The sequence below is a fragment of the Rhodococcus sp. B50 genome (genome assembly GCF_013602415.1).
In the GTDB taxonomy this organism is placed as follows: Bacteria; Actinomycetota; Actinomycetes; order Mycobacteriales; family Mycobacteriaceae; genus Rhodococcus.
In genome coordinates, this window is the sequence record NZ_WPAG02000002.1 from 649,563 (window position 1) to 673,927 (window position 24,365).

The window sequence follows — 24,365 nt, forward strand, 5'->3', positions numbered from 1 at the left end:
TGGTCACCGCTCATGACCGCACATCCTGCCCTGGCGTGGCTCGACGACACCGCGGCGGCGCGGCGCGCGGCGGGTCTGCACCGGGAACCCGTCGTCCGGACCCCCGGCTCGACCGTCGTCGACCTCGCGTCCAACGACTACCTCGGCCTGACCCGTCACCCGGAGGTCCTCGCGGGGGCCACCGCCGCACTGCGGCGCTGGGGAGCCGGCGCCACCGGATCGCGGCTGGTCACCGGCACCACGGCCGAACACGAACTCCTCGAACGCGAACTCGCCGACTTCGTCGGGGCCGACAGCGGTCTGGTGTTCTCGAGCGGATACGCCGCGAACCTCGGTGCCGTCGCCGCCCTCGGTGGCAAGGATGCACTGATCGTCTCCGACGCCGGCGGCCACGCCTCGCTCGTCGACGCGTGCCGACTGTCCCGCTCGAGGATCGTTGTCACTCCTCACAATGACGTCGACGCGGTCGCGCGAGCCCTCGCGACCCGCACCGAGGCGCGCGCACTCGTCCTGACCGACTCGGTGTTCAGTACCGACGGAGACCTCGCCCCGTTGCGGCAGTTGCACCGCGCCTGCCGATCGCACGGCGCAGTGCTCCTCGTCGACGAGGCCCACGGTGTGGGGGTCCGCGGCGCAGGGGGCCGCGGACTCGTCCACGAAGTGGGCCTCGCCGGCGAGCCCGACGTGGTCGTCACCGCGACGCTGTCGAAATCCCTTGCATCCCAGGGGGGAGCCGTCCTGGCCGACCGGCGTGTGCGCGAACACCTCGTGGACACCGCCCGCACGTTCATCTTCGACACCGGCCTCGCGCCGGCCGCGGTCGGCGCCGCCCGTGCCGCGTTGAAGGTGCTGCGCGCCGAACCCGCCCGTGCCGCGGCCGTACTCGAACAGGCCGCACACCTCGCCCGCGTCACAGGCGTCGACGCACCGCCGTCCGCCGTGGTGTCGGTGATCCTCGGCGACCCGCACGTCGCCGCCGACGCCGCTGCGCGATGCCGCGAACGCGGCGTGCACGTCGGCTGCTTCCGGCCGCCGTCGGTACCGGCAGGGACCTCGCGACTGCGACTGACCGCACGCGCGAACCTCACCGACGACGAACGCGCACTCGTCGACGAGGTGCTCACCGACGTCCTCGCGGGGGCTCGCGCGTGAGCGTCCTCGTCGTCACCGGTACGTCGACCGATGTGGGAAAGACCGTCGCGACCGCCGCACTGGCCGCGAACGCCGTGGCTGCGGGGCTGCGGGTCGCGGTGTGCAAGCCCGCCCAGACGGGTGTCGCGGACGACGGCCCGGGCGACCTGCAGGAGATCCGCCGGCTGGTCGGGGACTCGGTCCGCCTCGTCGAACTCGCTCGGTACCCCGACCCGCTCGCACCCGATACCGCCGCGCGGCGCAGCGGACGCCGGCTGCTCGAGCTCGACGAGGTCGTCGACGCCGTCCGGGCTCTCGACGCCGGATACGACCTCACCCTCGTCGAAGGCGCCGGAGGTCTGCTCGTCCGCCTCGGCGTCGGCGGCTTCACCCTCGCCGACGTCGCAGCCACGCTCGTCGCACCTGCGGTGGTCGTCGTGGCGGCGGGACTGGGCACGCTCAACCACACCGCGCTCACCGTGGCCGCACTGCACTCGGCGGGGGTCGCCTGCCGGGGAGTGATCATCGGATCCTGGCCTGCCGCACCGACTCTGGCGGAGCGGTGCAATCTCGACGACCTCCCGGCCGTCGCCGGCGTCCCCGTGCTGGGCCGGATCCCGGCCGGCAGCGGCGCACTCGATGCCGCCCGCTTCGCCGTGCGGGTCTCCGAATGGCTGGGGTCGCCGCTCCGGACGAAACGGCTTGCGGGCGACGCTTCCGTTGTACTGTGATGGATGCCACACTGCAACTGGCCTGTCCTATCGTGTCGGCCGGCGCGACATGCCGACCGCTCGGCCCGGAGGTACGGATGTCCACCAGCGAAGTGCAGGAACTTCAGCGCACCGCCGCACACCTGCGCCACTGCCTCGGATCACTACGATCGCGCTACGGGGACGCAGCCCCCGTCCGGAGGCTGGCGAACGACCTCGAGCGTCTCGACATCGACATACGCGACTTCGCCGAACATCCTCCGCGCGAGGTCGTCAACAGTCTCGGTGAACGCATCCCGATCCCCGACACGCCGTACGACGACACGTTGTTCCGCGGAACGGACACGGACGACGAAGGTCTCGGCGGGCTGCACGGCTCGCGGTGAGCACGTCCGAGGCGACGCCGGCGGCTCGCGGCACGCCCGCCACCGGTGTCCGCTCCGAAGGCCGCGCCCGGATCGCCGCACGCACGCTACGCAACGACCGCTGGTGGCAGACACCCGCACTCACCGCGCTCGGCCTCGGTGTGTTCGTGGTGTACGCGACGATCCGCTCGTTCGTGCGCAGCGCCTACTACGTCGAGGACTACCACTATCTGACGCCGTTCTATTCCCCGTGCGTGAGCGCATCCTGCGTGGACGGTGCCCGCCACTTCGGAACCTGGGTCGGCGAACTCCCGATGTGGATCCCGCTCGCGTTCCTGTCGTTGCCGTTCCTGCTCGGCTTCCGCCTGACCTGCTATTACTACCGCAAGGCCTACTACCGCTCGTTCTGGTTGTCGCCGCCCGCGTGCGCGGTGGCCGAACCGCACGCGCGCTACAGCGGCGAGACCAGGCTGCCGCTGATCCTGCAGAACTCGCACCGCTACTTCTTCTACGCCGGCTTCGTGGTGTCGCTGATCAACACCTACGACATGATCGCGGCCTTTCGCAGCCCGAGTGGATTCGGCATCGGACTCGGCAATCTGATCCTGCTGATCAACGTGATCCTGCTCTGGGGATACACGCTCTCGTGCCATTCGTGTCGGCACGTCACCGGTGGTCGGCTGCGCCACTTCTCGAAACATCCGGTGCGGTACCGGATCTGGACGTTCCTCTCGAAGCTCAACACCAGGCATATGCAATTCGCGTGGATCACGCTGGGAACCCTGATCGTCACGGACTTCTACATCATGCTCGTGGCGAGCGACACCATCGCGGATCTGCGGTTCGTCGGCTGACGGACCCGAGCAGTCCCGAGCAGTACGGCGGAAGGGCAGGACACCGGAAGAGGGGAAGCGCAGATGGTGGATGTCGAACGGCACAAGGTCGACGTCGTGGTGATCGGAGCGGGCGGCGCCGGACTCCGAGCGGTCATCGAGGCGCGGCAACGTGGCTTCTCCGTCGCCGTGGTGTGCAAGTCGCTGTTCGGCAAGGCCCACACCGTGATGGCCGAAGGCGGATGCGCCGCCGCGATGGGCAACGCCAATCCCCGGGATTCCTGGCAGGTCCACTTCCAGGACACGATGCGCGGCGGCAAGTTCCTCAACAACTGGCGGATGGCCGAATTGCATGCGCGTGAAGCCCCCGACCGGGTGTGGGAACTGGAAACCTACGGAGCACTGTTCGACCGGACACCCGACGGACGGATCAGCCAGCGCAATTTCGGTGGCCATACCTATCCGCGACTCGCCCACGTCGGCGATCGCACCGGACTCGAACTCATCCGCACCATGCAGCAGAAGATCGTGTCGCTGCAGCAGGAGGACCACGCCGAACACGGGGACTACGAGGCGCGGGTGCGGGTCTTCGCAGAATGCACCATCACCGAACTGCTGAAGGACGCGGAAGGTCGCATCGCGGGCGCCTTCGGATACTGGCGAGAGACCGGGCGATTCGTGTTGTTCGAGGCGCCCGCGGTGGTCGTCGCGACCGGTGGTATCGGTAAGTCGTGGAAGGTCACATCGAACTCGTGGGAGTACACGGGCGACGGGCACGCTCTCGCCCTGCGCGCCGGGGCCGCCCTGATCAACATGGAGTTCGTCCAGTTCCACCCGACGGGGATGATCTGGCCGCCCAGTGTCAAGGGAATCCTCGTCACCGAGGGCGTGCGCGGCGACGGTGGGGTGCTGAAGAACTCCGAGGGGGAGCGGTTCATGTTCTCCTATATCCCTCCGGTGTTCAAAGGCCAGTACGCCGAGACCGAGGAGGAAGCCGACCGCTGGTACGACGACCAGGAGAACAACCGTCGCACCCCTGATCTGCTCCCGCGCGACGAGGTTGCCCGCGCCATCACTTCGGAGGTCAAGGAAGGCCGGGGCACCCCGCACGGCGGGGTCTTCCTCGATATCGCGTCGCGGAAGCCGGCCGCCGAAATCATGCGCCGGTTGCCGTCGATGCACCACCAGTTCAAGGAGCTCGCCGACGTCGACATCACCGCCGAAGCAATGGAGGTCGGCCCGACCTGCCACTACGTGATGGGCGGAATCGAGGTCGACCCCGATACCGGTGCTGCCGCGGTCCCGGGCCTGTTCGCCGCCGGGGAGTGCTCCGGTGGCATGCACGGATCGAATCGCTTGGGTGGGAACTCGCTGTCGGACCTGCTGGTCTTCGGTCGCCGGGCCGGTCTCGGCGCAGCCGACTACGTCCAGGGCCTGACGACGCGACCGGCCGTCGCCGAGGCCGACATCGACGCCGCCGCCCGCGCCGCGCTTGCTCCCTTCGATCCGGCGGAGGCCGACCGCGCCGAGAATCCGTACACCCTGCACACCGATCTGCAGCAGGTCATGCAGGATCTCGTGGGCATCATCCGCCGCGCGGACGAGGTCGAACGCGCGCTCGCCGAACTCGACGGGTTGCGGTCCCGGATCCGGAACGTCGCGGTGGAGGGGCACCGCCAGTTCAACCCGGGCTGGCATCTCGCCCTGGACCTGCGGAACATGCTGCTCGTGTGCGAATGCGTCGCCCGAGCCGCGCTGCAGCGCACCGAGAGTCGCGGGGGACACACCCGCGACGACTACCCGTCGATGGATGCCGAATGGCGTCGCACCCTGCTCACCTGCCGCCTCGCCGGCGGCGACCCGTTCGTCCCGGACGTGTCGGTCACCGCCGAGCGACAGGAACCGATGCGCGCCGACCTGCTCGAACTGTTCGACATCGACGAGCTCGGGAAGTACTACACCGACGAGGAACTCGCGGACCATCCCGGACGGAGGGGTTGAGATGGGATATCGAGCGTCGTTCAGGATCTGGCGGGGCGACGCCGACGGCGGGCAGCTGCGCGACTACACCGTCGAGGTCAACGAAGGCGAGGTCGTCCTCGACATCCTGCACCGCCTGCAGGCCACCCAGGCGCCGGATCTCGCCGTGCGCTGGAACTGCAAGGCGGGCAAGTGCGGATCCTGCTCGGCGGAGGTCGACGGCCGCCCGCGCCTGACATGCATGACCCGAATGTCGCTGTTCGATCCCGACGCGACCGTCACCGTGACGCCGATGCGGACCTTCCCGATCATCAGAGATCTCGTCACCGACGTCTCGTTCAACTACCGAAAGGCGCGGGAGATACCGGCCTTCGCGCCACCCCCGGATCTCGCGCCGGGGGAGTACCGGATGCAGCAGGTCGACGTGCAGCGCTCCCAGGAGTTCCGCAAGTGCATCGAATGCTATCTGTGCCAGAACGTCTGCCACGTCGTGCGCGACCACGAGGAGAACAAGGAGGCGTTCGCCGGGCCGCGCTATCTGATGCGTATCGCGGAACTCGAGATGCATCCGCTCGACGTGGCCGACCGCCGCGACGTCGCCCAGGACGAGCACGGCCTGGGCATGTGCAACATCACCAAGTGCTGCACCGAGGTGTGCCCGGAGAACATCCACATCACCGACAACGCGTTGATCCCGATGAAGGAACGCGTCGCGGGCCGCCGCTACGACCCGATCGTCTGGCTCGGCAACAAACTGTTCCGCCGCTGACCGGGAACGCCGACTGCGTCAGTTCACGCGCTCGGCGACGAGGGGAACGAGCTCGTCGAGCGCGAACGGAACCGACAGCACCGAGTTCGTCGAGAACGCCGCGGAGATGTCGGAATCGCTGTCGAGCACGAGGAACCGGCCGTCGCGCACTGCCGGGATCTGCTGGAAGACCGGATTGTCGGTCACCTCCGCTGCCGGCACGTAGATCGGCAGCACGATGAGCAGATCCGCGTCGAGGAGGTTCAGGTTCTCGTCGGAGACGGTGATGAAGAAATCGTCCGACGCTGCGGCCTGCACCTGCGGATTGTTCACGAAGCCGAGCTCGGTCATGAAGTCCACGCGCGAGTCACCGATGACATAGGCGCCCCAGCCCTCGGAGGTGTACGAGGCGACGGTGACGGTCTTGCCCGCGAACTCCGGGTTGTCGGCGGCGGCCTGCGCGAAATCCGCATCGATCTGCGACAGCAGTTCGGCGCCCTTGTCCGGCACACCGAGAGCCGTTGCCACCGAGGTCACCTGGTCGTCGAGCGAGGTGAGGTAGGCGTCGCTGCCTTCGGGGCCGCTGATCGTCGTGGCGATCCCCGACAGCGACTCGTAGCGGGCCGGCTCGCCGGAACTCTTGGTGTCGAGGATCAGATCGGGGGTCTGGGCCGCGAGCAGTTCGAAGGACGGTTCGATCGTGCCGATGAGCTCCGGCGGCGAGTCGTACAGCCCCTGCGCCCACGGTCCCACGCCGTCGCCGCCGAAGGCGAGCCAGTCGCTCGCGGCCACCGGTTGAACACCGAGTGCCAGTGCGGTTTCGGCGTCGCCCCAGCCGAGTGCCGCGACACGCTCGGGGGCGGAGTCGACGGTGACCTCCCCGAACTTCGTGTCGACGGTGACGGGGAACGCGCCGTCGGCCGCAGCCGAGTCGGCCTCCGTCTCCGTGTCGGACGATCCGCACGCGGTCAGCGCGATCGCGGTGGCCGTGAACAGCGCGGCGGAACGGAGCAGAGCGGCGGATCGGCGTGTCATTGAGGGCCTCGAGTCTGTCGAACGATGAGTGAGGTGATCCTAACCCGGAGGGATGGGCGAAGGTGAAAACCCGTCGGAAACCGAGCAGGACAGCGGTCCCAGCGCGCACTATGTGTCCGTGACCCCACCCGAGGACGGTCGTCCTGCGCGGGCGAGCCTGGTGCTGGCCTCGCTGATCCTCGTCGCCGCAGTGGCGAACCTGAACCTCGCCGTTGCGAACGTGGCGCTACCCGACATCGGGAAGGCATTCGACGCGAGCCAGACCGAACTGAACCTCGTCGCGGTCGGCTATTCCGTCGGCCTCGCCGCGTCGGTGCTCTATCTCGGGGCCGTCGGCGACCGCTACGGGCGAAAGACGATGCTCCTGATCGGCATGGCGTTGTCGGTTCCCGCCTCGGCGGTCGCCGGATTCGCGCCGAACGCCGACGTGTTGTTCGCCGCCCGGGTGCTCGGCGGCGTGTCCGCGGGTCTGGCGTTTCCCACCACCCTGGCGCTGATCACCGCGTTGTGGTCGGGCGCAGCACGGACCCGCGCGATCGCATTGTGGTCGTCGATCGGAGGCGGCCTGACCGCGCTCGGCCCGCTCGTCGCCGGCACCCTGCTCGAGCAGTTCTTCTGGGGATCGGTCTTCCTCGTGACGATCCCGCTGGCGCTGATCGCCCTCGCGTCGACCTGGGTGTTCGTGCCGAGCCACGTCAACGAGTCGACAGAACCGGTCGACCATCTCGGCGGGATCGTCTCGGTGGTGCTCGTCGGCTCGCTCGTCCTCGGCATCAACTTCGTGCCGGTCGACGGGATGGCGACCATCGCGGTCTCCGCGCTGGTGATCGCCCTCGCCGCGGCGATCGTCTTCGTGATGCGTCAGCTACGCGCGCCCAATCCACTGTTCGACCTGCACATCGCCCGGCGCCGCGTGTTCTGGGTCGCGGCCGTGGCGGGCATCATCGTGTTCGGCACCCTGATGGGCACGATGTACATCAGTCAGCAGTACCTGCAGAACGTGCTCGGGTACTCGACGCTCGCGGCGGGATCGGCAGCGCTTCCCGCCGCACTCGTGATGGTCCTGGTGGCACCGCATTCGGCGAAGCTCGTCGGGTCGCGCGGCTCCCGCTTCACCCTGCTGTCGGGTTACGTGGCGATCGTGGCGGGACTCGTCGTCGCACTGACGTTGTGGGACGAGGACGCGCACTACTGGGTGATCGCCCTGGGATTCATGTGCCTGGGAGCGGGCGTGGGTCTCGCCGGCACCCCCGCCTCACACTCGCTCACCGGATCTGTGCCGGTTTCCCGCGCCGGGATGGCCTCCGGCACCGCCGATCTGCAGCGCGACCTCGGTGGAGCGATCGTCCAGTCGATCCTCGGTGCGCTGCTCACGGCCGGATACTCGGCCTCGCTCGCGGCGACGATCGCGGCGAGTCCTCAGGCCGCGTCGGTTGACGAGCAGACCGAGACCGCACTGGAGAAGTCGTTCGCGGGCGCCGTCGGCACCAGCGAGCGCTTTCCGCAGTACGCGCCACAGATCATCGCGGCCGCCCGTACGGCGTTCCTCGACGGGGATACCCGCGCGTACACCGCCGCGATCGCCATCGTGCTCATCGGAGCAGCGCTGGTGGCCTTCGCGTTCCCCTCACGTACGGCCGAGATGGCGCTGCTCGCCCGGTACGCCGAGGAGGACGGCGATGCGGAGGCCGATTCCTCCGGGGAGCCGGCTCGCTGATCGCGGGTCGTCGTGCCGCTGGGGTCGTCCGGCGTTCACCTCGACTGTGACCAGCGTCCGACGTCGCCCCGTTCGAGCGCGACGGCGAGCAACTCGGGGAAGCGGTCGGGCGTGCACGCGAAGGCGGGGACCCCGAGTTCGGCGAGCGCCGCCGCGTTGTCGCGGTCGAAGGACGGTGCGCCGTCGTCGGACAGGGCCAGCAGCACCACGACCTGCACACCCGCCGCGAGCATCTCCCGGATGCGCGAGAGCATCTCGGCCCGGATCCCGCCCTCGTACAGATCGGAGATGAGCACGAACAACGAATCGGCCGGACGCGTGATCAGCGACCTGCTGTACGCGATCGCCCGATTGATGTCGGTGCCGCCGCCGAGCTGGGTGCCGAACAGGACGTCGACCGGGTCGGCGAGCTTGTCGGTCAGATCCACCACGGAGGTGTCGAAGACGACCAGCGAGGTGCGCAGTGCTCGCATCGATGCCAGGACCGCCGCGAACACCGACGCGTACACGACGCTCGACGCCATCGAACCGGACTGGTCCACCGCGAGCACCACGTCGCGTTTCACCGCCTGGGAACGACGCCCGTACCCGACGACCTTCTCGGGCACCACCGTGCGATGCTCCGGCAGGTAGTGGGCGAGGTTCGCGCGGATCGTGCGATCCCAGTCGATGTCGCGCGGTTTCGGATTCGACGTCCGAGACGACCGGTCGAGCGCACCCGTGACCGCGGTACGGGTGTGCTGCGCGATGCGGGCTTCTATCTCGCGCACGACCTTCTCGACGACCGTCCGGGCCGTCGCCTTGGTGGTCTCCGGCATCACGCGGTTCAGGCTCAGCAGCGTGCCCACGAGGTGGACGTCCGGTTCGACGGCCTCGAGCATCTCGGGTTCGAGGAGCAGCCGGGTCAACCCGAGGCGGTCCACCGCGTCGCGCTGCATCACCTGAACCACGGAGGTGGGGAAGTAGGTACGGATGTCGCCGAGCCAGCGCGCCACCCGGGGCGCGGACGCGCCGAGGCCTGCGGTGCGCGGCGCGGTGCCGTCGCCGGGAGCGGTGTCGTACAGCGCGGCGAGCGCGGCGTCCATCGCTGTGTCGTCGGCCGAGGAGAGGGAGCCCGTCGAGCCCTCGGCCGCCTCACCGAGCGCGAGCCGCCACCGGCGCAGGCGTTCGGTATCTCCGGATTCCGTTGTCATGCCGACACTCCCAGGATCGTGGCGGCGGCGGTCAGGGCCATACGGCCGCGCTCCACGACCGGCGGTGCGGCGGTGCGGCGGGTGCGTTCACCCCGGACCGTCTGCCCGAGCAGGCGCCGCTCACCGAACGCGAAGGACCCGAAGGTGCGGCGGAGGACGGGCAGGACGTCGAGGAAGTCCTCGCCGGTGAGGTCGCTGACCCATGCGTCGACGAGGTCGAACAGAGCGCTGTCGTGGACCAGCAGGAGCCCGCCACCGCCGAGGAAACCGTCGATCCAGCGCGCCTTCGCGGGTGCGGGTGACCCCACCGACAATGCCCGCGCGACCCGCACGGCCGCGTCGCGCTCGCCGAGTCGACCGGTATCGCGCAGCATCCGGGTGGTGCGGCCGACGAGCAGACCGTCGACGTCGTCGCGGTCGCTCACCGATCCCAGTGTGTCGAGCCATCGCCCGGTCGCGTCCGGGTCCTCGCGCAGCGCGAGCGCGAGATGCACGTCGTCGATCGCGGTGCGCACCGCATCGGCGGCGTCGTGGTCGAGGCCGGTGACAGCCGCCGGGAGACCGGCGCAGACACGCGCGAGCAGGGCGTCGCAGACGTGATCCAGAGAGGACAGATCGGTGCCGCGCACGTCGCCGTAGCGGACCGTGCGGACGAGCGTCGGCAGCGCGCTCATCAGATGCAGCACATCGTGGTCGAGGGCGGCCGCCGTATCGATCGCCGTCACCAGGGACGGGATCGTCGTCCGCAGGTCGGCGAGCAGCGCCCGTTCGAGGAGTTCGGTGAGGTCGGCGAGTGCGATCCCGGATCGGGCGGCGCGGTCGGCCACCGTGGCGCCCGATGCGGATTCGACGGTCGTGCCCCACCGCGACGCCTCCACGATCGCCACCGACAACTCGGGTTCCCACCGCAGCGTCCAGGTCTCGCGGAACGTTCCGGTCGAGCGCACCTCGCTCTCCGCCGGGGTGCCCCAGTCGATGCCGAGCAGCGCCAGCCGGTGCAGCAGTCGCGACCGCGCGACGTCGATCTCCCTGCGCAGGTCCAGATCGAGGTTCTTGGCTTCGGCAGATCGCTTGAGTCGCAACGATTTCGCCCGCCGCTGCAGATCGGTCTCGAGTGGGACGGTGGGGGTGTCCTCGGAAACGGAACCGAGTGCCTCGCCGACGACGAGCCGCCGCGTGACGAGATCGAGCAGGACGTCGTCGCCGTCGCACAACACCGACCGGGTCGACTCGACGACCTCGTCGAGTCCGGCCCCCGCGCGACCGCGAAGCGCCGCGAGCGTGTCGGCAAGGCGAGTCGCCTCGATGACGTGGGCGCTCGAAACGGGTAGATCCTCCTCGCGCAGGACGCGGGCCACGCGGGTGAACCAGCGCGCGGTCGTGTCGGCGGGCTGCGTGAACAGGTGGTGGTACCAGCCGGGCGAGAGGATGCCGGCCCCGTAGCCCGACGACAGCGACAGGCGCGAGTGACTCCACGGCACCCACGTGAGGGTCGGCTTCACCTTCGGCATGCCCTTGAGCAGGCGCGCGTCGGGAGCGGCCGGCCCGAGTCGGCCGGTCAGGGCAGGTGCGTGCATCGCCCCGCACACCACGGCGATCGCGCGGGCCCCGGCCTTGACCGTCGCGCGCAGCACCTGCCGCATGTGCGCCTCCCGCCGCGCGGTGTGGTCGTCGATCCCGATGTCCTCGCGCAGCGCCCGCATCGCATCGGTGATCTCGTCGAAGGCCTCCGCGGTGCCGTGCTCGACCACCGCGTCCCACCACTGCTCGAAGTCGGCATATCCACCGGCCCGGGCGAGCATGCCGAGCAGGTCGTCGGTCGTGCGGTCGCCGATCTCACGCTCGGCCGCGAGCGACATCGCCGCCGGAAGATCGCAGAACCGCACGTCCGCATCGTGCAGATACGCCCAGCGCAGCGCCTGCCATTCGGGGGAGAAGGCCGCGAACGGCCAGAACGCCGCACGCGCCGGTTCGTCGCGTGCGTAGGCCAGCAATGCGACCGGCGGCACCATGTCGTCGGCCGCGGCGAGGGCGAGCACCGGATCGGCGTCGGACGGACCCTCGATGAGCACGGTGTCGGGTTCGAACTCCGCGAGCGCCTGCAGGACCGCGCGCGCCGAACCGGGCCCGTGGTGCCGAATCCCGAAGACCCGGATCTCGGCGGGGGCATCCGCGCCGTCGAAGAGAGCGTCGGTCACCCGGTGATCTCCCGGCACGCCCGGTAGAAGTCGGTCCAGTCGCCGCGTTCCCGGACGACGGCCTCGAGATATTCGTTCCAGACGACGCGATCGGAGACCGGGTCCTTGACCACCGAGCCCAGGATGCCGGCCGCGACGTCGGAGGGACGCAGAACGCCGTCGCCGAAGTGCGCGGACAGCGCCAGACCGCCCGTCACCACCGAGATCGCCTCGGCGGTGGACAGCGTGCCCGACGGGGACTTGAGCTTGGTCCGGCCGTCGGTGGTGACGCCGCTGCGCAGTTCGCGGAACACGGTGACGACGCGACGGATCTCCTCCGCGGCGGCGGGCACGGGGGGGAGTTCGAGTGCGGCGCCGAGTTGTTCGACGCGGCGGGTGACGATCGCGACCTCGTCCTCCTCGCTCGCCGGCAACGGCAACACCACGGTGTTGAACCGTCGGCGCAGCGCGGACGACAGATCGTTGACCCCGCGGTCGCGATCGTTGGCGGTGGCGATGACGTTGAATCCCTTCGCCGCCTGCACCTCGGTACCGAGTTCGGGGACGGGGAGGGTCTTCTCGGAAAGGATGGTGATCAACGCGTCCTGCACGTCGGCGGGAATGCGGGTGAGTTCCTCAATGCGTGCCACGGCGCCGTCGCGCATCGCCGTCATGACCGGGGAGGCGACCAGCGCGGCGGGGCTCGGCCCCTCGGCGAGCAGACGCGCGTAGTTCCAGCCGTAGCGCACCGACTCCTCGGTCGTGCCGGCCGTTCCCTGCACGAGCCGGGTCGACGAACCGCTGATCGCCGCGGCGAGATGCTCGGACACCCAGGTCTTCGCGGTGCCCGGAACACCGAGCAACAGCAGTGCCCGGTCGGTCGCCAGGGTGGCGACGGCGACCTCCATCAACCGGCGCGGACCGACGTACTTGGGGGCGATCACCGTGCCGTCGGCCAGTTCGCCGCCGAGCAGGTAGGTCACCACCGCCCACGGCGACAACTGCCACGAGGGTGGGCGCGGCCGGTCGTCGAGTCGCACGAGCGCCGCCAGTTCGTGCGCGTACTGCTGCTCGGCGTGCGGACGCAGCAGGTCGGTGCCGGACCCGGCGGTACCGGACCCCTCCGGCTCATCGGTGCCGACAACTGCGGGGGTCGACTCGGCGTCGGTCAACTCAGCTCCTCGTAAATCGTCTTGCGGAGGGTCAGGGTGTCGGCTGCGCTGGCGAACAGGTGCAGGCGACCGAGGTCGTCGGTGCGGTTCGCGGCGTCGGCCAGCAGGTCGGCCAGATCGAAGGGTGCCCGGTGGGCGAGCAGGATCAGGACGTCGCGGACGACGCGGGTGGTCGTCGACTTCGTGTACAGCGCGGTGAGCACCTTCTCGGCGATATCGCGCGGCCACGGCGCCGGGAGGGCTGCGAGCAGCGCGTCGTCGAGGATCGTGGACGCCGGCGCCTCGCGCAGGTGCGTGAGCAGGATGTCGAGGGGGACGACCCGCGCGACGTCCGGGTCGGCGCGTCCGTCGCGTCGCAGCAACGCCGCGGCCCACTCGCCGTTGCGCTGCCGGACCGCCGCGCGGCCCCACGCCTCGGTCAACGCGGTGCGGACGATGTCGTCGACGTCGAACTCGGGCAGCACCGTGTCTGCGGCGTGGTCGCCCCAGACCGACAGCGGGGCCGCCGCGACGGCCGCGACCAGCAGTTCTCGTGCTCCGCGGACCGGGCCGTCGGCGAGACCGTCGCGAAGGGCGCCCTCGTCCGGTTGCTCGGGGACTGCGAGGGTGACGTTCGAACCCTCGACGAGGAGCCACCGCCGCGTCCGCTCGGCCATGCGATGCGCGAAGGCGGAATCCGGCAGGCGCGGAAGAAGATCGAGCGCCACGGCGCGGACCTTGCGGCTGCGGTCGTCCAATGCGCGTTCGAGCAGTGCTTCGTCGTGCGGGCCGAGCGCCACCGCGAGCAGGGCGAGCAGCTCGGCTCGCTGGGCGGCGGTCTGCGCACCCCACGATGCCGCGAGTGTCGCGGTGGCTGCCGCCGGGTCGTGCGTGCGGAGCGTCTCGAACCATCGGCGGCGCCGGGCGGGCGGCCCGGCGTGCCAGGGTGTGTCGTCGAGCGGGTCGGGAGGCAGCAGGTCGGCCCATTCCGGGTTGCGCGCGGCCACCCAGCGTCCCCGTGTGCCGGTGAGCGCGACGAGCCGGTCGCGGTGCACCGCATCGGTGGTCGCGACGGTCAGCAGGTCGATCACGATGTCGTGCGACGCCCGGAATCGGACCGCCACCTCGAACCACTCGTCGAGCAGCGGAGAGCGCACGGTGAGCAGTGCGCGCAGGCGTTCGGCTGCCGCGGCCGGCAGGACGGGACGGTCGTCATCCGGAGCGGGCGACGGCAGTTCGCGGACGGCGGGAACGTGTGCGGCGGTGAGGAAGGTCGATTCCAGTGCGGCGGCAGCGAGCAGCGTCGTCGCCGGGTCGCCACCGAGCCCGGCGGCGGCGTCGGCGGTGTGCAGGGAGCCGAACTCCGGCAGAGTGCGTGCTGTACCGAGGAGTGCTGCGGTGGTGAGGGATTCGGGGAGCGGGCCGGTCACCAGGTCATCACCTGTCCTTCGGTGAACAGGGAGACCGGAGCGAGGGTGCTTCCGTCCCAGTCGCCGCAGACCGTCACCGGATGCCCGCCTGCGACGGCGTGCAATCGCCATCGGCTGTCGTCGTCACCGGCGAGGGGCAGGGCACGTCCGGCGGGGTCGACGACGTACCAGCCGTCCTCGCTGTGGGTGGGGGTGACCGCGTCGAGCAACACGGGCCAGGTGCGCAACCACGGATCGGACCCGCGCATGCGGGCGTACTCGTCCAGCGCGGCGTCGAGTCCGGTGGCGGGCAGTGTCGTGAACGGCTCGGCCTCGCCGTGCTGCCGCCCGAGCATCGCACGCAGTGGGACGGCGCCGGGGTAGAAGTGCAGATCGGCGTCGACGAGCGAACCCGGGAAGGGGGTAGGTGTGCCGAAACGAGCTGTGCCGTGCGCGAAATCGAGCACGATGGCCCACCGGTCGCTCGAGCGCCCACGCAACCACGTCTTGCGGGTGAACATCCGGTTCTCCTCGGTGACGCGGAGCGCGAGGACCTGCCACCGGTCGCGCACGGCCGGTTCGGCTCGCACCTCCTCGCTGCGGGTGCCGAAACCGAGATGGGTCTGCAGCGAACGCAGGAGCGGCCGGGGCAGTTCGTCGCGCTGCCGGTACGCGACGGCCATCAGGTGCAGGCGCGCGTACTCGGTGAGCAGCCTGGCGGGCCAATCCGTGTCGTCGTTCACCACGTCCGCCAGTGCGCGCAGTGCCGACGCCGCACCGGGAGCTTGGGCGTCGACCATGCGGGCGGCCATCGACTCGTAGGTGCCGTGGCCGTGATCCACCGCCCCGAAGCCGTGCCGGATGCGGTCGGTCAGCCAGCGGTCGAGGTCGTCGAGTCCTGCCGCGACCCGCTCGGCGCGACGCTGGGCGGTCGCCGGATCGGGAGCTTTGACCGGCTCGTCGTCCGCCTGGGTGGGAAGTGTGGTGGACGCGGCGCGGGCGGCGAGCCATCCCGTGACGAAGTCGGGTGCCTGCGCGGCGGGCACGGCACCCTCGGACCAGCGCACGAGCAGCGACAGGGCGTGCTTGCAGGGCAGCTTCCGGCTCGGGCACGTGCACGTGTAGGCGGGAGCGCCCGGATCGATCGCCGTGCGGTACGGCGTGGTGCCGCGCCCGCGGCACAGGCCCCACAGAGCCGCGTCGTCGTGACCGGTCTCGAGCCATGCGGAGGCGACGCCGCGCGCAGCCGTCATCGAGGACGGATCGGGTGCGACGGCGTTGATCTGCTGGACGGTCCAGGGGGCGGTCACGAGCGTCGACGGTAGGAGACGGGTCCGACAGGAACGGCAGGCTCAGGATGTCGCACGGGTCTCCAGGCGGGCGCGGATGCCGTCGACGAACAACCGCAGGCCGAACTCGAAGCGGACGGCGGGGTCGCCGTCGAGCAGGTCGTGGTCGGCCGCGGCCGGCTGCTCGGTCGCGACGTCGGGGGAGAGAGGAGCACGTGTGAGCGCACCGAGCTCCTCGAGCTGCGCGCGGGACTGCTCGTCGACCGTGTGACCGAGGACGTAGTGCAGCAGTGCGTAGCCGGTGAGCTCGGCATACGCCCGCGACAGGCCCGCGCGTCCTGCGGTAACCACGAAGGCGTCGCGGGCGCGGGAAGTGGTCAGCCGCGAGGCGTAGCTCGAGGCGACGAGTTCGGCGCCGTCGCGGTGGGCGAGCAGCGCGGCACGGAATCGGTGCGCCAACTCCGAGAGGGCATCGTCCCAGGCATCGCTCGCGGGGGGTTCGTCGACACCGTCGAGGATGCGGTCGGCCATCGCGCCGAGCAGGGTCTGCTTGTTCGGGAAGTGCCAGTACAGCGCGCCGGGCTGGACGCCGAGCGACGACGCGAGCTTGCGCATCGTCAGGTCGCCGAGTCCGTACTCGTCGAGGATCGCCATGGCGCCGTCGAGGACGTCGCCGCGTCGCAACTGCACTGCTTCTCTGCTCCCGCTTCTCCTGCTGCCCGCGTCGGTACCGCGCCGCCGGGGATCCGAACCGAAGGATTCGTGCCTTTGACACTATCGGACGCTTCGCCCTAACCTGAACGCTGTTCAATTGAACGATGTTCAAGTTCTAGCCACCCCAGGAGACGGCAGTGACCCAGGCGCCCGCCCGCACCGACATCCTCGACATCGCTCGCGACCAGGTGCTCCGTCGCGGAATCGGATTCGACCGCGACCAGACCCTCGAGATCCTGCAGCTGCCCGACGACCGCATCGACGACCTCCTGGAGGTCGCCCATGACGTGCGCATGGCGTGGTGCGGACCGGAGGTGGAGGTCGAGGGGATCATCAGCCTCAAGACCGGTGGCTGCCCCGAGGACTGCCATTTCTGCTCGCAGTCCGGCCTGTTCGCCTCCCCGGTGCGCGCCGCCCGGCTCGACATCCCGTCGCTCGTCGAGGCTGCGAAGCAGACCGCGAAGACCGGGGCCACCGAATTCTGCATCGTCGCGGCCGTGCGCGGACCCGACGAACGCCTCCTCGCGCAGGTCGCGGCCGGTATCGAGGCCATCCGCAACGAGGTCGACATCCAGATCGCGTGCTCGCTCGGCATGCTCACCCAGGAACAGGTCGACCGGCTCGTCGCGATGGGCGTGCACCGCTACAACCACAACCTCGAGACCGCCCGTTCGCATTTCCCGAACGTCGTCACCACCCACACCTGGGAGGAGCGCTTCGAGACGCTGCGCATGGTGCGCGAGGCCGGTATGGAGGTGTGCTGCGGAGGCATCCTCGGGATGGGCGAAACCGTCGAGCAGCGAGCCGAATTCGCGGCCGATCTCGCGGCGCTCGAACCCGACGAGGTGCCGCTGAACTTCCTCAACCCGCGTCCCGGCACCCCCTTCGGGGACCTCGAGGTGCTGCCCGCGACCGAGGCGCTCAAGGCCGTGGCGGCCTTCCGGTTGGCATTGCCGCGCACCATTCTCCGGTTCGCGGGTGGCCGCGAGATCACGCTCGGCGACCTCGGCGCGCAGAAGGGGATCCTCGGCGGGATCAACGCCGTCATCGTCGGCAACTACCTCACCACGCTCGGCCGGCCCGCGGAGACGGACCTCGACCTGCTCGGCGAGCTGAAGATGCCGATCAAGGCCCTCGGCGAGACGATCTGATGTTCGATCCGTTCACCGGCGAAGCGATCGTGGACGGTACGGTCCGAACCCATTCCGCCGCAGTGCAGCTCGGTCTCGAACCGCCGCGGTTCTGCGCGCAGTGCGGTCGCCGGATGATCGTCCAGATCGCGCCGGGCGGGTGGTGGGCGCGGTGCTCGCGCCACGGGACCGTCGACTCGGTGATGAGCGAACAGCGCTGAACCCCGGAGATTCACGAATCATGTTCCGAATCAACGGGATAGGTCACGACGCCGTCGGGATCCACCGACGGCGTCGCGCCCCACTGTCCCAGCTCGTGCTGTCGCGGCTTCGCGTTGTTGACGAGATGCACGACGGTCCACCCCCGTGCGGCGAGAGTGTTCGCGATCAACAGCCGGTGGCAGCGCCACGGCATCGGCTCGCCGCACATGATCGCGACGTGCCGGTGCTCGGCCAGTTCGGTGAGGCGCTTCAGTCCGGCCTCGAAATCGTCGGTGAGCGTGTAGTCGGCGTAGTTCTTGAAACTCGCGTTCTTCCAACCCGCGTTGATCGTCGGATCGATGTCCTTCTGTTTCGGCCGCCTGCCGCCGAGTTCGGTGAGGTGCAGGTAGTCGATCCCGGCGCCGGTGAGCCAGGACGGCATCTCGTCGGCGTCGAACTGCGGGCTGCGGCGCGAACCGGGCATCTTCCGCACGTCGACGACGAGTTCGATGTCGGCAGAGGTCAGTGTGTCGAGCAGGACGGACTGCGGACACGTCCAGTGGCCGATGGTCCACAGGACACGGGAGTCGGCACTCATGGCTCCCATCGTCCCATCACGCGTGCGCCATCCGCCGGCGTAGTTCCGCGGCTCCGTCGCCCTCCAATCGGGACAACCCCGCGCGACGGCCCGCGAGCAGCAACAGGATCGCGGAGATCGGTCCCCGCACCTCGGGTCCGGAGCCGGAGGACCACTCGGCATCGGTTGCGGTGAAACGGAATCCGTCGAGCGGGACGTCGGCGAAGACCCGGGCCTTTCCGGTGCCGCGGGTGGACCACAGCCGCGTGGCACCCGCTGCCGCGGCGGCGGGTGGCATCGGAAGGTCGCGCTGCAACGGTACGGCGATGTCCTGGCCGTGCACGAGCAGATCGATCATGGCCTCGAGCGGGGTGATACCCACGTTGTGTCGCCGCGAACCGATCATTCCCCGGATGTCGGTGATCAACTCGCGCGTCGGTCGCTCGGCGCGACGCCGAGCGGACTCGCGGATGATCGTGTTCACCCCGCCGGGACGACGCAGAAACATGCGGACGAGGTCGACGACGGTGAGCTGCTGGAGCGTGAGGTGCGCGGCGACGTCGCGCACGGTCCAGCCTTCGCACAGCGACTTCCGGCGCCACTCGTCGTCGGTCAGTTGTTCCAGCAGGTCGGCGGTTCGTGCGCGCTGCTCGTCGATCGTGTTCCAGATGTCGTCGACGTTCATGGGGTCACCTGACCTGGGGTCCGCCGGACACACGGTCCGCTCATTCTAGATCGCGGATTGCTCCTCACTCACGGATTCGGTGCCGGTACGGCGTCTTCCGCGGCACGGCTCACCGACTCCCATTCGAGCCAAGTGTCGATCTTCTCCCGGGTGGCGGCCACGGCCGCATCCAGGACCGCGTCGCCCAGAACGATGCGTCGCGGAGGTCGGTCGGTATCGACGACCGCGAGGAGTGCCTGCGCGGCCAGGGCGGGGTGGCTGTCGATGCTCGTGGACGCGCTCTGCTTCTCGATCTCGGCTCGCAGCGAGGCGTAGTCCGATCGCGGAGTGCTCACCGTCATGGTGGTGTAGAGATCGGTCCAGTAGCCGCCCGGCTCGACGATCGTGACGTCGATGCCGAAATGCGCGGCCTCGACGGCCAAGGCTTCGCTGAGTCCTTCGAGGGCGAACTTGCTCGCGCTGTACAGCCCTGTGCCGGGTCCGCTCAGTACGCCCCCGATGCTCGAGATCTGCACGAGATGTCCGTGTCCTCGGCTCCGGAAGGCCGCCATGGCGGCTTGGCTGACCCACATCGCTCCGAAGAAGTTCGTCTCGAACTGTGCACGCGCCTGCTCCTCGGTGAACTCCTCGACGAATCCGTAGGTCATGGTGCCCGCGTTGTCGACGACGATGTCGATGCCGCCGAAATGTTCGCGGGCCCGGTCGAAAGTGGCGAATACCGCCGTGCGGTCGGTGACGTCGACCGGGAGTCGGAGGAGACGTTCCGGCTCCGGGGGGAGATCGGCCGACTCGATCGACCGTGAGACGGCCACGACGTTGTCACCTCTCGACAACGCGGCACGGACGAACTCCCTGCCCAGGCCGCGACTCGCGCCGGTGATCAACCAGGTACGGGGACACACGCCGGGGGTGGCGGGGGACGCGATCGTCGGTTGGGTCGTCAATGGATACCTCCCGGTTGAGACGAGACGGTCCGTCTCGTGTTTTCGAGAATGACCGTTCGCGAAGCGTCTGTCAAGACGCAACGTCTCGTCTCGATGAGATATCGTCGTCCCGTGCCCGCACGACCCGAAGCCGGAAACTCCCGGCGGAACCCCGCCTCGCGGAAAGCGATCCTCGATGCCGCTTTCGACCTGGTCGTCGAGGTCGGCTACTCGAAACTCGGTATCGAGGCGATCGCCGCCCGAGCCGGTGTGGGGAAGCAGACGATCTATCGCTGGTGGCCGTCGAAAGGAGCTGTGCTCTTCGACGCGTATCTGGCGCGCACGCAGGGCGACGCCGGGGACGAGGCCGCGCTGCCCGACAGCGGTGATCTCCGCGCGGACCTCATCGCGGTGCTGCAGGCCACCGTGGCGGAGTTGCGTGATCCGGAGTTCGCGGTCCCGCTGCGCGCGTTGACCGTAGCGGTACTCGAAGATCCCGAACTCGCAGCGGAATACGAACACCGCCTCGACGCGCCGATGCGGGAGATGAAGAAAGCCCGACTCCGGGCCGCACAGAGTGCGGGGCAATTGCCGGAGGATCTCGATCTCGACGTCGCCGTGGACATGTTGTTCGCACCTGTCGCCCAAAAGTGGTCGGCCACCGGTGAACCCCCGTCGGACGACTACGTGCGCACTCTGGTCGAGACCGCCCTCTCCGGCCTCACGCGCCCGTCGGACGGAATCCCGTCCGCGACCGTGTAACGCACGAGTCCTCTTGTTCGACGTACCCGTCGGAATCACATGACGATCTGGGGAGGGACAGCATGGGTTCGGTCGACGTTCTGGAATGGATCCGCGAAGGCTATCTGGCGGGCGATCCGCTGCGCTCGGCGCTGTTCGTCGGGTCGGCCTTCCTGACGATGCCGCTGCAGTTGCTCGAGGTCATCATGGGTCGGCCTTTCTGACCTCTTCCGAGAGGTTCACACCGGTGGTCGCAGGGCGGCGAATTCGTCCGTCACGCGCAGCCGGGAGTCGGTGAAACGGTAGAGCGCCGGGGGTCGGCCTCCCGTCTTACCCGAGGGTGCGGTGTTGCCGGTGCGGGTGAGCACGTTCCGACGCGCCAGCACGCGTTGAAGATTGGTGGCATCCACCTCGTAACCGAGTGCAGCACAGTAGATGTCGCGAAGAGTCGACATGGAGAACTCCGCCGGTGCGAGACCGAACGCGATGTTCGTGTACGACAGCTTCGCGGCCAGGCGCGCATGGGCGTTCGCCACCATCACCCCGTGGTCGAAGGACATCTCGGGAAGGTTCGACACCGGGTGCCAGGCCGTGTCGGACGGCAGCTGGGGATCCGAAGTGAGCGGGATCAGGCCGAGATAGGTCGACGCGATGGTGCGTGGGCCCGGCACTCGATTCGGGTCGGAGAAGACCGACAGCTGCTCGAGATGCGCGACCTTGCGGACGTCGACCTTCTCCGCCAACTGGCGTCGGGCCGACGTCGTGAGGTCCTCGTCGTTGCGTAGTTGCCCACCGGGGAGCGACCACGTGCCGACCTGCGGATCGAGCGCCCGCTGCCACAGCAACACCCCGAGTTCGGGCTCGTCGCCGAGGGTTCCCGAGGCGTCCGGGAAGCGACGAACCTGGAACACGGCGATGAGCACTTCGTGACGGGTGTTACCATGTGTCATGTTTTCGATCCTAAGTCGAAAACCTCGAACACGGAAATTCCGGTACAACCCGCCGGGATGACACCCTCGAAGGAGCAAGGCCATGACCACGACCGAGTGGGCGGGAGCCTCCACCATCGTCGACGGCCCCGGCGGCTACACGGGCGTCGAGGCGACGCCGGAGTGGGCCGAGGAGGTCCGTCGGTTGGCCCGTGAGCGCAACGCCACGCTGCTCGCGCACAACTACCAGCTTCCCGCGATCCAGGACGTCGCCGATCACGTCGGCGACTCGCTCGCGCTCTCGCGCATCGCCGCCGAAGCCGAGGAGGACACCATCGTCTTCTGCGGCGTGCACTTCATGGCCGAGACCGCGAAGATCCTCAGCCCGAACAAGACGGTGCTCATCCCCGACGAGCGCGCCGGCTGCTCGCTCGCCGACTCGATCACGGCCGACCAGCTGCGCGAATGGAAGGCCGACCACCCCGACGCCGTGGTGGTCTCGTACGTCAACACCACCGCCGAGGTCAAAGGCCTGACCGACATCTGCTGCACCTCGTCGAACGCCGTCGACGTCGTCGCGTCCATCGACCCCGACCGCGAGGTGCTGTTCCTGCCCGACCAGTTCCTCGGCGCCCACGTCAAGCGCGTCACCGGTCGCGAGAACATGCACATCTGGGCCGGGGAGTGCCACGTGCACGCCGGCATCAACGGTGACGAACTCGCCGCCCAGGCCAAGGCGCACCCCGACGCCGATCTGTTCGTCCACCCCGAGTGCGGCTGCGCCACCTCGGCGCTCTACCTCGCCGGAGAGGGCTTCGTGCCCGACGACAAGGTCAAGATCCTGTCCACCGGCGGCATGATCGACGCCGCCCGCGCGACGGGCGCGAAGCAGGTCCTCGTCGCCACCGAAGTCGGCATGCTGCACCAGCTCCGCAAGGCCGCGCCCGGCATCGACTTCCAGGCCGTCAACGACCGCGCGTCGTGCCCCTACATGAAGATGATCACCCCCGCGGCCCTGCTCCGCTGCCTGCAGGAGGGACGCGACGAGGTCCACGTCGCAGCCGACGTGGCCGAGCGGGCCCGCCTGTCGGTGCAGCGCATGATCGCCATCGGCAACCCGGGCAGCGGCGAGTGACCACCCCCATCACGGTCGCGTGGGAGGACCACGCCGACCTGGTGGTCGTCGGGGGCGGCGTCGCCGGTCTCACGGCCGCGCGCGCCGCCTCCCGGCGCGGCGCCCGTGTGCTCACGGTGAGCAAGGGTGGTCCCACCGACACGGCCACCCAGTACGCCCAGGGGGGTATCGCCGTGGTGGCACCGGTGGGCGACAGCGTCGACGCCCACGTCGCCGACACCCTCGCCGCGGGCGGGGGACTGTGCGACGAGGACGCGGTGCGCTCGATCGTCACTGCCGGTCCCGACGCCGTCACCGCCCTGCGCGATCTCGGCGCGGTGTTCGACACCGCCGGAGACGGCGACATCGCCCGCACCCGCGAGGGCGGGCACAGCACCCGCCGCATCATCCATGCCGGTGGCGACGCGACCGGCGCCGAGGTGCAGCGCGCCTTGGGCGCGGCGGCACAGCGCGCCCTCGGCGCGGCGGGCCTGCCCGTCCTGTTCGGAGCCGCTGCCGCTCGTGTCCTCACCGACGCGCGGGGCGTCACCGGACTGCTCGTCCTCGACGAGCGCGGGTTCGGCGTCGTCCACACCCCGGCCGTGTTGCTCGCCACCGGCGGTGTCGGTCAGCTGTACGCGTGCAGCACGAATCCGCCCGGTGCCACCGCCGACGGCATCGCGCTGGCCCTGACCGCCGGCGCCGGCGTCGCCGACCTCGAGTTCGTCCAGTTCCACCCGACTGTGCTGTTCGCAGAAGGGGGCACCGGACGGCGGCCGCTCATCAGCGAAGCGGTGCGCGGCGAGGGGGCACGCCTGGTCGACTCCCGCGGTCGCTCGATCACCGAGGGCGTGCACCCGCTCGGCGACCTTGCGCCCCGCGACGTCGTCTCGCGGGCCATCGCCGAGCGTCTCACCGCGCTCGGCGAGGACCACGTCTACCTCGACGCTCGTCACCTCGGCGGATTCGTCGGCCGCTTCCCGACGATCACGGCGATGTGCGCCGAGGCCGGCCTCGATCCCGCCCGGGATCTGCTGCCCGTCGCTCCCGCCGCGCACTATTCGTGCGGGGGTGTCGTCACCGACGTGCACGGCCGCACCCGAATCCCAGGCCTGTACGCTGCCGGCGAAGTGGCTCGCACCGGCCTGCACGGCGCGAACCGGCTCGCCTCCAACAGTCTTCTCGAAGGGCTCGTGCTCGGGGAGCGGGCGGGAGCGGCTGCGGCGCTCGAGAGGGCCGGGTTGCGCCCCGAGCCCACCGGGATTCCCGGTGTGGTCTCGGCCGTCTGCGATCGCGCGAGTCTGCACTATCTCATGACCCGGCACGCGCTGGTCGTGCGCGACGCCGACGGGCTGGCCGCTGCCGCAGCCGAACTCGACGACGCGAGCGTCACCACACCGTGTGCCGACGCGGATCGGCTCGAGGACGCCGCGCTCACCGTCACCGCGCGGGCCCTGCTGCTCGCGGCGCAGCGCCGCACCGAATCGCGGGGATGTCACACCCGCAGCGACCATCGGGACACCGACCCTGCGCAGGCCCGCAGCCTCGAACTACGCCTCGACGACGACGGCGAGTTGTCCTTCACCACACCGGAATTGACAGGAGTCAACTGA

The 24,365-nt window shown here is 69.6% G+C and carries 24 protein-coding genes; 13 read left to right on the forward strand and 11 right to left on the reverse strand.

Translation table 11 applies throughout. From position 1 onward, the window contains the following. Nucleotides 1-12 precede the first annotated feature (12 nt). From GON09_RS03355 to GON09_RS03380, 6 genes are all read left to right on the forward strand, one after another. Nucleotides 13-1,152 carry an 8-amino-7-oxononanoate synthase gene (locus GON09_RS03355; RefSeq protein ID WP_213930593.1) on the forward strand — a complete coding sequence of 380 codons (1,140 nt, stop codon included), beginning with the start codon at nucleotides 13-15 and terminating at the stop codon, nucleotides 1,150-1,152. Further along, nucleotides 1,149-1,862, forward strand: a complete 714-nt coding sequence (bioD, locus tag GON09_RS03360; protein WP_213930594.1) for a dethiobiotin synthase — start codon at nucleotides 1,149-1,151, stop codon at nucleotides 1,860-1,862. Before GON09_RS03355 ends, bioD begins: the two co-directional genes overlap by 4 nt. A gap of 77 nt (nucleotides 1,863-1,939) precedes the next feature. Next, nucleotides 1,940-2,227, forward strand: a complete 288-nt coding sequence (locus tag GON09_RS03365; RefSeq protein WP_213930595.1) for a hypothetical protein — start codon at nucleotides 1,940-1,942, stop codon at nucleotides 2,225-2,227. Continuing rightward, nucleotides 2,224-3,060 carry a hypothetical protein gene (locus GON09_RS03370; RefSeq protein WP_213930596.1) on the forward strand — a complete coding sequence of 279 codons (837 nt, stop codon included), beginning with the start codon at nucleotides 2,224-2,226 and terminating at the stop codon, nucleotides 3,058-3,060. Before GON09_RS03365 ends, GON09_RS03370 begins: the two co-directional genes overlap by 4 nt. A 63-nt stretch (nucleotides 3,061-3,123) precedes the next feature. Continuing rightward, entirely contained in the window at nucleotides 3,124-5,040 is a 1,917-nt protein-coding gene (locus tag GON09_RS03375; protein ID WP_213930597.1) for a fumarate reductase/succinate dehydrogenase flavoprotein subunit, read from the forward strand. A gap of 1 nt (nucleotide 5,041) precedes the next feature. Further along, a complete protein-coding gene (locus GON09_RS03380) occupies nucleotides 5,042-5,788 on the forward strand; it encodes a succinate dehydrogenase/fumarate reductase iron-sulfur subunit (RefSeq protein WP_213930598.1) in 747 nt (248 codons plus the stop codon). A gap of 18 nt (nucleotides 5,789-5,806) precedes the next feature. Here GON09_RS03380 and GON09_RS03385 read toward each other — a convergent pair whose 3' ends face one another. Next, on the reverse strand, nucleotides 5,807-6,802 hold the full coding sequence (locus GON09_RS03385; protein ID WP_213930599.1) for an ABC transporter substrate-binding protein: 996 nt from the start codon (nucleotides 6,800-6,802) through the stop codon (nucleotides 5,807-5,809). Nucleotides 6,803-6,854: 52 nt separating this feature from the next. On the opposite strand from GON09_RS03385, the gene GON09_RS03390 reads away from it, so the two are divergent. After that, nucleotides 6,855-8,519, forward strand: a complete 1,665-nt coding sequence (locus GON09_RS03390) for an MFS transporter (RefSeq protein ID WP_244865366.1) — start codon at nucleotides 6,855-6,857, stop codon at nucleotides 8,517-8,519. A 35-nt stretch (nucleotides 8,520-8,554) separates the two neighbouring features. Here GON09_RS03390 and GON09_RS03395 read toward each other — a convergent pair whose 3' ends face one another. From GON09_RS03395 to GON09_RS03420, 6 genes are read right to left on the reverse strand one after another with little or no spacing between them, the layout of a single operon-like run. Further along, nucleotides 8,555-9,712, reverse strand: coding sequence for a VWA domain-containing protein (locus GON09_RS03395; RefSeq protein WP_213930601.1), 1,158 nt, complete (start codon nucleotides 9,710-9,712; stop codon nucleotides 8,555-8,557). Beyond that, nucleotides 9,709-11,910 (reverse strand): DUF5682 family protein, encoded by a 2,202-nt coding sequence (locus GON09_RS03400; RefSeq protein WP_213930602.1) that lies wholly within the window; start codon nucleotides 11,908-11,910, stop codon nucleotides 9,709-9,711. Before GON09_RS03400 ends, GON09_RS03395 begins: the two co-directional genes overlap by 4 nt. After that, nucleotides 11,907-13,061 (reverse strand): ATP-binding protein, encoded by a 1,155-nt coding sequence (locus GON09_RS03405; RefSeq protein WP_374195271.1) that lies wholly within the window; start codon nucleotides 13,059-13,061, stop codon nucleotides 11,907-11,909. Before GON09_RS03405 ends, GON09_RS03400 begins: the two co-directional genes overlap by 4 nt. After that, nucleotides 13,058-14,470 (reverse strand): DUF5691 domain-containing protein, encoded by a 1,413-nt coding sequence (locus GON09_RS03410; RefSeq protein ID WP_213930603.1) that lies wholly within the window; start codon nucleotides 14,468-14,470, stop codon nucleotides 13,058-13,060. Before GON09_RS03410 ends, GON09_RS03405 begins: the two co-directional genes overlap by 4 nt. Beyond that, entirely contained in the window at nucleotides 14,467-15,759 is a 1,293-nt protein-coding gene (locus GON09_RS03415) for an SWIM zinc finger family protein (RefSeq protein WP_213930604.1), read from the reverse strand. Before GON09_RS03415 ends, GON09_RS03410 begins: the two co-directional genes overlap by 4 nt. Nucleotides 15,760-15,801: 42 nt before the next feature. Then, on the reverse strand, nucleotides 15,802-16,428 hold the full coding sequence (locus GON09_RS03420; RefSeq protein ID WP_213930605.1) for a TetR/AcrR family transcriptional regulator C-terminal domain-containing protein: 627 nt from the start codon (nucleotides 16,426-16,428) through the stop codon (nucleotides 15,802-15,804). 161 nt (nucleotides 16,429-16,589) lie between these two features. Between GON09_RS03420 and bioB the strand changes: the two genes are divergently transcribed. Both bioB and bsaP read left to right on the forward strand, forming a co-directional pair. Next, on the forward strand, nucleotides 16,590-17,603 hold the full coding sequence (bioB, locus tag GON09_RS03425; protein ID WP_213930606.1) for a biotin synthase BioB: 1,014 nt from the start codon (nucleotides 16,590-16,592) through the stop codon (nucleotides 17,601-17,603). After that, on the forward strand, nucleotides 17,603-17,803 hold the full coding sequence (bsaP, locus tag GON09_RS03430; RefSeq protein WP_213930607.1) for a biotin synthase auxiliary protein BsaP: 201 nt from the start codon (nucleotides 17,603-17,605) through the stop codon (nucleotides 17,801-17,803). Before bioB ends, bsaP begins: the two co-directional genes overlap by 1 nt. 11 nt (nucleotides 17,804-17,814) lie before the next feature. Here the strand turns inward: bsaP and GON09_RS03435 are convergent, their stop codons facing one another. The 3 genes from GON09_RS03435 to GON09_RS03445 all read right to left on the reverse strand — a co-directional run bounded on the left by GON09_RS03435 (nucleotide 17,815) and on the right by GON09_RS03445 (nucleotide 19,989). Then, a complete protein-coding gene (locus GON09_RS03435; protein ID WP_213930608.1) occupies nucleotides 17,815-18,381 on the reverse strand; it encodes a DUF488 domain-containing protein in 567 nt (188 codons plus the stop codon). A 16-nt stretch (nucleotides 18,382-18,397) separates the two neighbouring features. Then, nucleotides 18,398-19,045 carry a maleylpyruvate isomerase family mycothiol-dependent enzyme gene (locus tag GON09_RS03440; protein ID WP_213930609.1) on the reverse strand — a complete coding sequence of 216 codons (648 nt, stop codon included), beginning with the start codon at nucleotides 19,043-19,045 and terminating at the stop codon, nucleotides 18,398-18,400. Nucleotides 19,046-19,113: 68 nt separating this feature from the next. Beyond that, nucleotides 19,114-19,989 (reverse strand): SDR family NAD(P)-dependent oxidoreductase, encoded by an 876-nt coding sequence (locus GON09_RS03445; RefSeq protein ID WP_213930610.1) that lies wholly within the window; start codon nucleotides 19,987-19,989, stop codon nucleotides 19,114-19,116. A gap of 111 nt (nucleotides 19,990-20,100) precedes the next feature. On the opposite strand from GON09_RS03445, the gene GON09_RS03450 reads away from it, so the two are divergent. Next, nucleotides 20,101-20,730, forward strand: a complete 630-nt coding sequence (locus tag GON09_RS03450; RefSeq protein ID WP_213930611.1) for a TetR/AcrR family transcriptional regulator — start codon at nucleotides 20,101-20,103, stop codon at nucleotides 20,728-20,730. Nucleotides 20,731-20,792: 62 nt separating this feature from the next. After that, on the forward strand, nucleotides 20,793-20,933 hold the full coding sequence (locus GON09_RS03455) for a hypothetical protein (RefSeq protein ID WP_006554085.1): 141 nt from the start codon (nucleotides 20,793-20,795) through the stop codon (nucleotides 20,931-20,933). A 15-nt stretch (nucleotides 20,934-20,948) separates the two neighbouring features. Here the strand turns inward: GON09_RS03455 and GON09_RS03460 are convergent, their stop codons facing one another. Continuing rightward, on the reverse strand, nucleotides 20,949-21,659 hold the full coding sequence (locus GON09_RS03460; RefSeq protein ID WP_244865367.1) for an NUDIX hydrolase: 711 nt from the start codon (nucleotides 21,657-21,659) through the stop codon (nucleotides 20,949-20,951). 82 nt (nucleotides 21,660-21,741) lie between these two features. Here GON09_RS03460 and nadA point away from each other — a divergent pair, with 82 nt between their 5' ends. Beyond that, complete coding sequence (gene nadA, locus GON09_RS03465; protein ID WP_213930612.1) at nucleotides 21,742-22,773, forward strand: quinolinate synthase NadA; 1,032 nt, start codon at nucleotides 21,742-21,744, stop codon at nucleotides 22,771-22,773. Continuing rightward, nucleotides 22,770-24,365: an L-aspartate oxidase gene (locus tag GON09_RS03470; RefSeq protein ID WP_213930613.1), complete on the forward strand. Its 1,596-nt coding sequence runs from the start codon at nucleotides 22,770-22,772 to the stop codon at nucleotides 24,363-24,365. Before nadA ends, GON09_RS03470 begins: the two co-directional genes overlap by 4 nt.

Bases quoted from the DNA above. Each gene is read 5' to 3' on its own strand.
- GON09_RS03460 (WP_244865367.1), bottom strand. From the start codon at position 21,659: ATGACACATGGTAACACCCGTCACGAAGTGCTCATCGCCGTGTTCCAG.
- GON09_RS03380 (WP_213930598.1), top strand. From the start codon at position 5,042: ATGGGATATCGAGCGTCGTTCAGGATCTGGCGGGGCGACGCCGACGGC.
- GON09_RS03375 (WP_213930597.1), top strand. From the start codon at position 3,124: ATGGTGGATGTCGAACGGCACAAGGTCGACGTCGTGGTGATCGGAGCG.
- GON09_RS03440 (WP_213930609.1), bottom strand. From the start codon at position 19,045: ATGAACGTCGACGACATCTGGAACACGATCGACGAGCAGCGCGCACGA.
- bsaP (WP_213930607.1), top strand. From the start codon at position 17,603: ATGTTCGATCCGTTCACCGGCGAAGCGATCGTGGACGGTACGGTCCGA.
- nadA (WP_213930612.1), top strand. From the start codon at position 21,742: ATGACCACGACCGAGTGGGCGGGAGCCTCCACCATCGTCGACGGCCCC.
- GON09_RS03385 (WP_213930599.1), bottom strand. From the start codon at position 6,802: ATGACACGCCGATCCGCCGCTCTGCTCCGTTCCGCCGCGCTGTTCACG.
- GON09_RS03435 (WP_213930608.1), bottom strand. From the start codon at position 18,381: ATGAGTGCCGACTCCCGTGTCCTGTGGACCATCGGCCACTGGACGTGT.
- GON09_RS03355 (WP_213930593.1), top strand. From the start codon at position 13: ATGACCGCACATCCTGCCCTGGCGTGGCTCGACGACACCGCGGCGGCG.
- GON09_RS03395 (WP_213930601.1), bottom strand. From the start codon at position 9,712: ATGACAACGGAATCCGGAGATACCGAACGCCTGCGCCGGTGGCGGCTC.
- GON09_RS03365 (WP_213930595.1), top strand. From the start codon at position 1,940: ATGTCCACCAGCGAAGTGCAGGAACTTCAGCGCACCGCCGCACACCTG.
- GON09_RS03390 (WP_244865366.1), top strand. From the start codon at position 6,855: ATGGGCGAAGGTGAAAACCCGTCGGAAACCGAGCAGGACAGCGGTCCC.
- GON09_RS03455 (WP_006554085.1), top strand. From the start codon at position 20,793: ATGGGTTCGGTCGACGTTCTGGAATGGATCCGCGAAGGCTATCTGGCG.